This window comes from Caulobacter sp. P1_B12_2 (assembly GCF_056406675.1).
Map to the genome: position 1 here is coordinate 1 of NZ_JBFTZS010000347.1, position 7903 is coordinate 7903.

11 protein-coding genes are annotated in these 7903 nt (G+C 69.3%); 9 read left to right on the plus strand and 2 right to left on the minus strand.

What is annotated here, in order from left to right:
• Window positions 1-294: 294 nt before the first annotated feature.
• From AC1DZ6_RS18700 to AC1DZ6_RS18715, 4 genes are all read left to right on the plus strand, one after another.
• Entirely contained in the window at window positions 295-909 is a 615-nt protein-coding gene (locus AC1DZ6_RS18700) for a 5-formyltetrahydrofolate cyclo-ligase (protein WP_477098645.1), read from the plus strand.
• Between the two features lie 4 nt (window positions 910-913).
• The gene (locus AC1DZ6_RS18705; protein WP_477098646.1) at window positions 914-1735 is read left to right on the plus strand and encodes a TIGR00282 family metallophosphoesterase; all 822 of its coding nucleotides are present in this window, start codon (window positions 914-916) and stop codon (window positions 1733-1735) included.
• 130 nt (window positions 1736-1865) lie between these two features.
• On the plus strand, window positions 1866-2204 hold the full coding sequence (locus tag AC1DZ6_RS18710) for an endonuclease domain-containing protein (protein WP_477098647.1): 339 nt from the start codon (window positions 1866-1868) through the stop codon (window positions 2202-2204).
• Window positions 2205-2357: 153 nt separating this feature from the next.
• Window positions 2358-2771: an organic hydroperoxide resistance protein gene (locus tag AC1DZ6_RS18715; RefSeq protein ID WP_477098648.1), complete on the plus strand. Its 414-nt coding sequence runs from the start codon at window positions 2358-2360 to the stop codon at window positions 2769-2771.
• Here the strand turns inward: AC1DZ6_RS18715 and AC1DZ6_RS18720 are convergent.
• Complete coding sequence (locus AC1DZ6_RS18720; protein WP_477098649.1) at window positions 2720-3139, minus strand: hypothetical protein; 420 nt, start codon at window positions 3137-3139, stop codon at window positions 2720-2722. The genes AC1DZ6_RS18715 and AC1DZ6_RS18720 overlap by 52 nt on opposite strands.
• 109 nt (window positions 3140-3248) lie before the next feature.
• Between AC1DZ6_RS18720 and AC1DZ6_RS18725 the strand changes: the two genes are divergently transcribed.
• The 3 genes from AC1DZ6_RS18725 (at window position 3249) to AC1DZ6_RS18735 (ending at window position 5951) form a co-directional block, all read left to right on the plus strand.
• The gene (locus AC1DZ6_RS18725) at window positions 3249-4004 is read left to right on the plus strand and encodes a YebC/PmpR family DNA-binding transcriptional regulator (protein ID WP_477098650.1); all 756 of its coding nucleotides are present in this window, start codon (window positions 3249-3251) and stop codon (window positions 4002-4004) included.
• Between the two features lie 298 nt (window positions 4005-4302).
• Complete coding sequence (locus tag AC1DZ6_RS18730) at window positions 4303-4959, plus strand: hypothetical protein (protein ID WP_477098651.1); 657 nt, start codon at window positions 4303-4305, stop codon at window positions 4957-4959.
• Window positions 4960-5015: 56 nt separating this feature from the next.
• Window positions 5016-5951 (plus strand): nucleoside hydrolase, encoded by a 936-nt coding sequence (locus AC1DZ6_RS18735; protein WP_477098652.1) that lies wholly within the window; start codon window positions 5016-5018, stop codon window positions 5949-5951.
• A 4-nt stretch (window positions 5952-5955) separates the two neighbouring features.
• On the opposite strand, the gene AC1DZ6_RS18740 is transcribed toward AC1DZ6_RS18735, so the two are convergent.
• Complete coding sequence (locus AC1DZ6_RS18740) at window positions 5956-6468, minus strand: DUF7010 family protein (protein WP_477098653.1); 513 nt, start codon at window positions 6466-6468, stop codon at window positions 5956-5958.
• Between the two features lie 151 nt (window positions 6469-6619).
• Between AC1DZ6_RS18740 and ruvC the strand changes: the two genes are divergently transcribed.
• Window positions 6620-7141 carry a crossover junction endodeoxyribonuclease RuvC gene (gene ruvC, locus AC1DZ6_RS18745; RefSeq protein ID WP_477098655.1) on the plus strand — a complete coding sequence of 174 codons (522 nt, stop codon included), beginning with the start codon at window positions 6620-6622 and terminating at the stop codon, window positions 7139-7141.
• Window positions 7138-7752 carry a Holliday junction branch migration protein RuvA gene (ruvA, locus tag AC1DZ6_RS18750; RefSeq protein ID WP_477098654.1) on the plus strand — a complete coding sequence of 205 codons (615 nt, stop codon included), beginning with the start codon at window positions 7138-7140 and terminating at the stop codon, window positions 7750-7752. Before ruvC ends, ruvA begins: the two co-directional genes overlap by 4 nt.
• The last annotated feature ends 151 nt before the right edge of the window (window positions 7753-7903 follow it).

Below are 7903 nucleotides of genomic sequence, written 5' to 3' on the forward strand. Positions count from 1 at the left end.
TCCTCTTCCCCCTATGGGGGAAGACGGTCGCGAAGCGACCCGTAGGGGGCAAGTGCGACAACACCCCACTGGTATTACGGGTCCCGAACGCCTATCTTCTCCAACGGCGGGTCTGCTGTGGCCCTCGTCGAAGATTTCTATTCCCAGGGACCTTAATCTCTCTATCGGGACCTGTTCCCTCCCGTGGCCGTGGCTGCGGGAACACGGGGCCCACCTGTAACTAACAGGTTCGAGTGGATTGAAACGTCTTCACGGTTCTTCACGGCGCCGCCACCTTCCCCCTACATTGTCGGCATGACGATCAACGATCCCGCCGCCGCCAAGACCGCCCTGCGGGTGTTCGTCCGCAACCGCCGCAAGGAACTGGCGCTGGAGCACCCCGAGGCCGACTGGATAGTCGTCGAGGTGGCCCGCGCGCCGCTGACCCAGCGGTTCCCCGATCCGCAAGGCAAGGTGGCGGCCGTCTATCACGGCCTGGGCTCGGAGCTGCCCGCCCGCCTGCTGGCAGACTGGCTGGTCGAGGCCGGCTGGACCCTGGCCCTGCCCAGCGTCGAGGGCGCCGACCCTGAAGGCCAGGGCGGCCACATGGTGTTTCGCCGCTGGRCGCCGGGCGAGGCCCTGGTCCGCGACGCCGTCGGCCTGGTCGCGCCCGCCGCCGAGCAGCCGATCGTCCAGCCCGACCTGGTGATCGCGCCGCTGCTGGGCTTCGACCGCGAGGGACGGCGCCTGGGCCAGGGCGGCGGCTATTACGACCGGGCGCTGGAGGCCCTGCGCGCCCGCAAGCCCGTCTTCGTGCTGGGCCTGGCCTATGTGGGCCAGGAGACACACGGCCTGCCCGATGAGCCCCACGACCAACGATTGGACGCCATCCTGACGGAAAGCGAGTATATCGCCGTCCAAGAGGACTGATTTCATGCGTTTTGCTTTCTTCGGCGACGTCGTCGGCAAGTCGGGCCGCGACGGCCTGGCCGACCACTTGCCCGCCCTGCGTCGCCAGCTGCAGCTGGAGTTCGTGATCATCAACGCCGAGAACGCCGCGGCCGGCTTCGGGATCACCGAGAACACCGCGCGCGAGCTGTTCGAGGCCGGGGCCGACTGCCTGACGCTGGGCAACCACAGCTGGGACCAGCGCGAGGCCCTGACCTACATCGTGCGCGAGCCGCGCCTGATCCGGCCGGCCAACTACCCGATCCTGTCCGACGCCCCAGGCCGGGGCAGCCACCTGTTCCAGACCGAGGGCGGCCGGACCATCATGGTCATCAACCTGCTGGGCCGGGTGCACATGGACGCCATGGACGATCCGTTCGCCGCCGCCGACCGCGAGCTGGACAAGGCCCCGCTGGGCCAGGTGGCCGACGCGGTGGTGGTCGACATGCACTGCGAGGCCACGTCCGAGAAGATGGCCATGGGCCACTATTGCGACGGCCGCGCCTCGCTGGTGGTGGGCACCCACACCCACGTGCCGACCGCCGACGCCCAGATCCTGCCCGGCGGCACCGCCTACCAGACCGACGCCGGGGCCTGCGCCGACTATGACAGCGTGATCGGCAACCAGAAGGAAGAGCCCCTGCGGCGCTTCACCACCAAGATCAGCGGCGGCCGCTACACCCCCGCCAGCGGCCCGGCCACGGTCTGCGGCGTGTTCGTCGAGACCGACGACCGCACGGGCCTGGCGGTCCGCGTGGAGCCGATCCGCGTGGGCGGGCGGCTGAAGGAGACGGTGCCGACCCTTTAAACACCCTCTCCCGGAGGGGGAGAGGGAGGGGCCCGCCGCGCAGCGGTGGGAGGGTGAGGGGTGACACTGTCAAAAGCGAAATCCCCGTTACTTTGCTTGTCATGTTCATGATTTGATCCAAGCTCGCGCTGTGGATCCGATCTCGAACGCCCGCCGCCTGCGTCGCGGCCAGACCCTGACCGAGGAGAAGCTCTGGACGATCGTGCGCGGCCGCCGTCTCGACGGTTTCAAGTTTCGCCGCCAAGCGCCAATCGACCGCTACTTCGCGGATTTTGCCTGTTGGGACGCCAAGCTCGTTGTTGAGCTCGATGGCCCGTCGCATGGCGACCGTGAGCTCCATGACTTGGTTCGCACCGAAGTTCTCGAAGGTTGCGGATATCGCGTCTTGCGGTTCGATAACGAGGTTGTGCTGGCCGACCCGGGCGGTGTGGCCGAGGCCATCGGCGCGGCGCTCCGGCTGAGGGCGTGACCCCTCACCCTCCCACGCTTCGCGCGGGTCCCTCCCTCTCCCCTCCGGGAGAGGGTTCTTTAGAGCACTATCCTTCAATCCATCCGCGCTTGCGCCCGTCACACCTTCGGCCTCAAGTTCGCACAGCGACCTCAACCCGCAAGGATCACCCCCATGACCGACGCCATCTACACCGCCCGCGCCCACGCCGTCGGCGGCCGCGAAGGGACCGCCAAGACCGACGACGGTCACCTGGACGTCAAGCTGGGCTATCCCAAGTCGATGGGCGGCAACGGCSAGGGGACCAATCCSGAGCAGCTGTTCGCGGCCGGCTACGSCGCCTGCTTCCTCGGCGCGCTGGGCCTGGTGGCCCGCAGCCAGGGCGTCAAGCTGGGCGAGCACAGCCTCGACGTCGAGGTCGACCTGATCAAGGACGACACCAGCTTCCACGTCGGCGCCCGCCTGACCCTCAACGCGCCGGACCTCGACGCCGACACAGCCGAGAAGCTGCTGCACGCCGCCCACCAGGTCTGCCCCTACTCGAAGGCCACGCGCGGCAACATCGAGGTCGAGCTGAAGGTGGCGTAGGGGCGGATCAATTTCGCGACCGGGGACATGCCCTTGCGGCGTGTCCCCTTGGCGGGCTCGGCGCTGGTCGATGGGGACACGCCGCAAGGGCGTGTCCCCGACCGTGGCGACCTAGCGCCGCCGTTCCGACACCTTCCGAACAATAAGCTCGTCGATCTCCACCCCGCAGCCACGGCGCCCACCGCCAACGCTCCGATCATCATGCCGCCCAGCGCGGCCGCGCCCGTCGACAGCGCTCCGGCCGCTGCGGCGCCCGTCGCCAGCGCGGAAGGCCTGTCGGTCGCGTGGATCGCGTCCTGATCCTGCGCCTCGAGCGCCGCGATGCGGGCCGGGTCGAACGGTTCGGACAGGAAATCGGACGGCGTCATCTAGCTCCCCCAGGGCGGGCCTTGCAGCTTGGAGGATGACAATATGGGGCGCCAAGCGCTAGAAGCGCCGCCTAACTTTCACATCGCAGATCAGAGAAGAGCCCTCCGAATGGCCGGCCACTCGAAATTCAAGAACATCATGCACCGCAAGGGCCGCGCCGACGCCGCGCGCTCCAAGCTGTTTTCCAAGCTGTCGCGGGAAATCACCGTGGCGGCCAAGGCGGGCCTGCCCGACCCCAACATGAACCCGCGCCTGCGCCTGGCCGTGAACAACGCCAAGGCCGAAAGCCTGCCCAAGGACGTCATCGACCGCGCGATCAAGAAGTCGCAGATGGGCGACGCGGCCGACTACAGCGAGATCCGCTACGAAGGCGTCGCCGCCGGCGGCGTCGGGATCATCGTCGAGGTGCTGACCGACAACCGCAACCGCGCCGCCGCCAATGTCCGCTCCTACTTCACCAAGATGGGCGGCAACATGGGGGCCACCGGCTCGGTGACCTTCAACTACGACCGCGTCGGCCAGGTCTCGTATCCGGCCAAGGTCGCGTCCGAGGACGACATGATGGAAGCCGCCATCGAGGCCGGCGCCGACGACGTCGTGTCGGACATGGACGAGGAGGGCGAGGGCCACATCGTCTACACCGCCTTCGAGGACCTCAACGACGTGGCCGCCGCCCTGGAAGCCAAGTTCGGCGTGGCCAGCAACACCAAGACCGCCTGGCGCCCCAAGAGCCAGGTCCCGGTCACCGGCGACGCCGTGGTCACCCTGATGAAGCTGCTCGACGCCCTCAACGACGACGACGACGTCCAGGACGTCTATTCGAACGAAGAGATCAGCGACGAGGACGCCGCGAAGCTGGGCTAGGGCCGCTATTCCTTCTCCCCTTGCGGGAGAAGGTGTCGGCGAAGCCGACGGATGAGGGGTCTCTCAAATCTCTGACGCCGCGCCCAGCCTGACCGCTGGGCGCGGCGTTTGCGTTTATCGACCCCTCACCCGACCCGCTACGCGGGCCACCCTCTCCCGCAAGGGGAGAGGGAAGGTACAGCTTCCTAAGGACCAAAAATCAGGGRTTTCCCTGATTTTTCACAAGCGCACGTCCCGGCCTGAGCGGATTTCGCAAGCTGGAGTGTTTGGTTCCCGGTCCATCAGGCTGGGGAGCATCATGGAACGCCTTCGTTTCCGCACGATCGGGGAAATCCTCTACGAGGTGATGACCGGGCTGCTGTTCTACCCGCGCACCCTCTGGCGGGTGCTGCTGTGGCCGGCCGAGGCCCTGGGCGCGTCGCAAGGTCGGGATGAGGCCGGCCAGCCGCCCGACCTGGTCAGCCCGCCGCTGTTCCTGCTGATCTCCATCCTCCTGGCCCACGCCCTGGACCTGTTCCTGCGCGGCGCGCTGGACGAGACGGCGGCGTCCTCGGGTCTGGGCACGCTGCTGTTCCGGGCGGTGGCGTTCAGCCTGTTTCCGCTGGTGATGGCGGCGGGCACGCTGCGGCGCCAGGGCCGGCCCGTCGACCACGCCACCCTGCGCGAACCGTTCGAGCTCCAGTGCCTGTGCGCCGCCCCGTTCGCCCTGTCGCTGTCGGTCGCCGTCATCCTGATCGCCTCGCAGGCCGCCTCGACCCGCTTGGCGGGCGGGGCGATCGGCCTGGCGGCGGTCGCCTGGTACCTCAGCGTCCAGACCCGCTGGCTGCACCGTCGCCTGGCGGTGGGCAGCTTCCAGGCCTTTCGCACGGCGGCCTGGCTGTTCGCCGTGGCCGTGGCCTGCTGCCTGCCGCCGGCCCTGCTGATCCTGGGGGCGCCCCATCCGGAGGCAGGCTGAACGCCGGGCGCTCAGGCGGCTTCCCGGCGCCCGGCCGGCCGGGCTATGCTCTCCCCATGCCGCTGCGCTTGCACATCGATACCGACTGCGGCGTGGACGACGCCCTGGCCCTGGCCATGCTGGCGCGCTCGCGCGACGCGGTGGAGATCGTTTCGGTCTCGGCGGTGTTCGGCAACACCTATGTCGACCAGTCCGCCGCCAACGCCCGGGGCGTGCTGCGCCTCGCGGGCTGTCCGGCCGAGGTCTATATCGGCGCGGGCTCCGGCGTGGCCAAACGGCGCGTCGAGCGGATGCGGCCGGCCCACGGCGTCGACGGCCTGAACGGCGCCGGTTTTTCGCAGCGATGGAAGCTGCCCGAACTGGACCGGGGGCAGGGCGGCAGCCTGTTGGCCTTCCGCGCCAGGGCCAAGGTGGCGGGACTGTTCCTGGGCCCGCTGACCAACCTGGCCCAGGGCCTGCTCGAAGACCCCGGCGCCTTCAAGGCCTGGAGGCCGACCATCATGGCGGGCGCCTTCGCCGTCGAGGGCAAGGCGGCGGGCGGCGCCGACTTCAACAGCTGGAGCGACGCCGAGGCCCTGGCCCGGGTGCTGGAGCGCGGGGTCATGCCGCGCCTCGTGCCGCTGGACATCAGCGCTCAGGTGACCCTGACCGCCCAGTCCATGGCCCAGGGCGCGACCACCTGCGGCTCGCCGCTGTCGGTGCGGCTGAACAAGGCCATGGGCCCCTACATGGCCTTCCACCAGCGGGTCTGGGGCGTGGCGGACGGCTGCCACCCGCACGACGCGGTCGCCGCCGCCAGCCTGGTGGCCCCGTCGCTGTTCACCTTCGAGCCGGTGCGTTTGCGGGTGATGACCGACGGCGAACACCTGGGCCGCATCGAGCGCATCGAGGGCGAGCCGAACGCCGAGCTTTGCGTGTCGGTCGATGCGGCGGCCGTCGAGGCCCTGCTGCTGGCGCGGCTGTTCTGCGCGCCGGTGCTGAACCCGGCCTGACGGGTCAGATGGTCGGAACGGCGGTCCGCGAACCGGATTCGAACGCCAACCTGTAGGCGCAGGTGAGCCACAGCAAAGCCGCCGCCGAGAGGCCGGTGACCAACGCCCGGTGCGGCGCATCGACCGCCAGGCCCGCGACGCCGGCCAGGGTGATCAGCGCGCCGGCGACATAGTAGACCTTAACCTTGAACAGCTTGGCCAGCGGCAGGAAGTGCAGGCCGACGATGATGGCGACCGCCGGGACGATGAAGGCGACCAGACCGGCCTTGACCATCAGGTGGCTGACCAAGGCGATGGCCGCGCCCTCGCCGCCCAGGGCCCACCCGATGATGCGACGGCGGCGCGCCGCCCAGGCGTCCGACGCGGGCGGGGCGTTCTTCAATCGCCGGCGGGCGAACAGGATCATGGCGACGGAGACGATCGGCCCGACCGCCAACTGGCCGACGGGCGCATGCAGCCCCAGACCCATAACCCACCACGCGGCGGCGAAGCCCGCCATGAACACGATCGCTGACATCTACGCGCCTCCTGAAAGCTTGACCGCGGGTCTGTGACGCCTATCGGGCGATTTGACAATCGGCCGACGTCAAACCGCGCCCTTCTCGCCGGCAAGCTTAAGGTTTCATTAGGGAAGTCGCGCCTTTTCCTTGATCGGAAAACCGGCGATGGTGCGAGAACACATGATGAACGCGAATCGCATCCCGATCCGAATCCTGGGGCTTGATCCCGGCCTGCGCCGCACCGGCTGGGGCGTGATCAGTATCGAGGGCTCGCGCATGAGCCACGTCGCCCACGGGGTGATCGTGCCTGACGAGAAGGGCGAGTTCGCCGCGCGCCTGCTGCACCTGTTCGAGGGCATCTGCGCGGTGATCGACGAGCACAGGCCCGACGAGGCGGCGGTCGAGGAGGTGTTCCTCAACACCAACGCCCAGTCGACCCTGAAGCTGGGCCACGCCCGCGCCGCCGCCCTGATCGCCCCCGCGCGCGCCGGGCTGCTGGTGGCCGAATATTCGACCCGACTGGTCAAGAAGGCGGTGGTCGGCACGGGCGCTGCCGACAAGGCCCAGATCGGCTTCATGATCGCCCGCCTGCTGCCCACGGCCGGCAAGACCACGGCCGACTGCGCCGACGCCCTGGCCGTCGCCATCACCCACGCCAACCTGCGCGTCGCCAATCGGAGAGTGGCATGATCGGTCGTCTACGCGGCGCGGTGGCCGAGGTCGGCGAGGAAGAGGCCCTGATCGACGTGATGGGCGTCGGCTATGTCGTGCGCTGCGGTTCGCGCACCCTGCAACGCCTGCCGGCGCTCGGCGAAGAGGCCCTGCTGCACATCGAGAGCCAGTGGAGCGAGAGCGCCGGCCTGCGCCTCTACGGTTTCGGCAGCCGCGAGGACCGCAAGGCCTTCGTGCTGCTGCAGGCCATCCAGGGCGTGGGGCCCAAGGCGGCCATGGCGGTGCTGGACGTGCTGTCGCCGGCCGAGCTGGCCAGCGCCGTGGCGCGCGAGGACAAGGCCGCAGTGGGGCGAGCCTCGGGCGTCGGGCCCAAGCTGGCCCTGCGGATCGTCACCGAGCTGAAAGGCAAGCCGATCACCGACGGACCGGTGTTCATGGGCGCCCCGACCTCGGCGGCCGCCGCGCCGGCCAAGCCGGCCCCGACCGGCGACGCCGTGGCGGCGCTGATGGGCCTGGGCGTGGCTGAAGTGAACGCGCGGCGCGTGGTCGAGGCCGCGGCGGCGAAGCTGGGTGAAGAGGCGACGGTTCAGGCGCTGATCAAGGCGGGATTGCAGGAGTTGGGGCGGTGAGCATGATCCACTTGCCCCCTACGGACCGCTTCGCGGTCGTCTTCCCCCATAGGGGGAAGAGGTCGCGCGCATGTCGTCCTCCGCCCCCTATGGGGGCGGACAGGCGGCGTAGCCGCCAGGTGGGGGCAAGTCGGCCATGACCCGCATCATC

Excerpts from the sequence above, each read along its gene's own strand:
- AC1DZ6_RS18705 (WP_477098646.1), top strand. The coding sequence starts at position 914 with ATGCGTTTTGCTTTCTTCGGCGACGTCGTCGGCAAGTCGGGCCGCGAC.
- AC1DZ6_RS18720 (WP_477098649.1), bottom strand. The coding sequence starts at position 3,139 with ATGACGCCGTCCGATTTCCTGTCCGAACCGTTCGACCCGGCCCGCATC.
- AC1DZ6_RS18725 (WP_477098650.1), top strand. The coding sequence starts at position 3,249 with ATGGCCGGCCACTCGAAATTCAAGAACATCATGCACCGCAAGGGCCGC.
- AC1DZ6_RS18730 (WP_477098651.1), top strand. The coding sequence starts at position 4,303 with ATGGAACGCCTTCGTTTCCGCACGATCGGGGAAATCCTCTACGAGGTG.
- AC1DZ6_RS18735 (WP_477098652.1), top strand. The coding sequence starts at position 5,016 with ATGCCGCTGCGCTTGCACATCGATACCGACTGCGGCGTGGACGACGCC.
- AC1DZ6_RS18740 (WP_477098653.1), bottom strand. The coding sequence starts at position 6,468 with ATGTCAGCGATCGTGTTCATGGCGGGCTTCGCCGCCGCGTGGTGGGTT.
- ruvA (WP_477098654.1), top strand. The coding sequence starts at position 7,138 with ATGATCGGTCGTCTACGCGGCGCGGTGGCCGAGGTCGGCGAGGAAGAG.